The sequence below is a fragment of the Pedobacter agri PB92 genome (genome assembly GCF_000258495.1).
GTDB lineage: Bacteria > Bacteroidota > Bacteroidia > Sphingobacteriales > Sphingobacteriaceae > Pedobacter > Pedobacter agri.
Genome location: NZ_AJLG01000337.1, coordinates 1 through 979, shown reverse-complemented (window position 1 = coordinate 979; position 979 = coordinate 1). Strand labels below are relative to the sequence as shown.

Annotated in this window: 2 protein-coding genes; both read left to right on the top strand. The window is 42.9% G+C overall.

The window, feature by feature from the left end:
• Nucleotides 1-185: hypothetical protein (locus tag ON09_RS26415; RefSeq protein WP_010603567.1), on the top strand; the 185-nt coding region annotated here is incomplete at its 5' end.
• Nucleotides 186-201: 16 nt separating this feature from the next.
• Nucleotides 202-714: an SH3 domain-containing protein gene (locus ON09_RS26960; RefSeq protein ID WP_010603566.1), complete on the top strand. Its 513-nt coding sequence runs from the start codon at nt 202-204 to the stop codon at nt 712-714.
• Nucleotides 715-979 lie beyond the last annotated feature (265 nt).

The window sequence follows — 979 nt, the reverse complement described above, 5'->3', positions numbered from 1 at the left end:
ACGTACACACTGAAATAGCTCTGGGGGAACCACTGCACCTACCTCTTCAGTTTGTGGGGCAAAAAACAAGACTGGAGGCTATTGTAAGCGGGTGGTTGTCGGAGGTGGTAGGTGCTGGCAGCATAAATAGATTCCCGCTGGCATATCTTCAAGTAAATTCTACTTTAGAAACTTGTATAAAATAATACCAAAACAAAAATCATGAAAGTATTTACTTTTTTAATAGCACTGATGTTATGTCACTTTCTTGGCAACTGTCAGAAGATATCTTCTGTTGGTGCGGTCAATGAAAGCAAGATGGGAAGATGCACCGGTTCGGCTTATTGTTCGGCGTGTAAAAACTGCTCACGGTGCGCACACTGTAGGAGCGGAGGTACCTGCGGAGTATGTTCGCCTGTTGAATCGCAACCGCTTGTCCGCGCTAGTCCCCGTAGAAAAGCATCAACACATAAAGCTAGTGCACCAAGCAAACAGTATACGCAATCCCTTAGCGTTAATAATAGCAGTTTGGGAAGTTACACTGCAGAAGCGATATCAGTGGTAAAGCTTAAAGAAATCAGTCTTCGCTCAGGTCCAGGATTATCCTATCCTGTTATTGAGACGCTTAATGGCAACCAAAAAGTTAAACGAATTGCTAAAAAGGGAGAGTGGATAAATGTTAAAGTCTTGTCCTCGGGAAAGATAGGCTACTGTAAGCTGACAGAAATAAATTAATACCCGGTTTTTAGATGGTCTAACGATTATAAAGGGAGGTAAATTCATTTATTTACCTCCTCTAATTTTTTTTCGTAAATGCTAAAGCGAAACAGGTTGGGGCAATGCGATCGGGGTTTCGCAGGGCGCAACGGGCGAAGGGATTACCACCGCAAGTCTTGAGGATATCCTTGAAAACTATCCAACATATATTCATCGCTGCATTCCCTGGCCTTTTTGCCTTGCTTTTTTCCTCCTTTTCTTTCAGCTTCTTCAATCGTATCCG

Excerpts from the sequence above, each read along its gene's own strand:
- ON09_RS26960 (WP_010603566.1), top strand. The coding sequence starts at position 202 with ATGAAAGTATTTACTTTTTTAATAGCACTGATGTTATGTCACTTTCTT.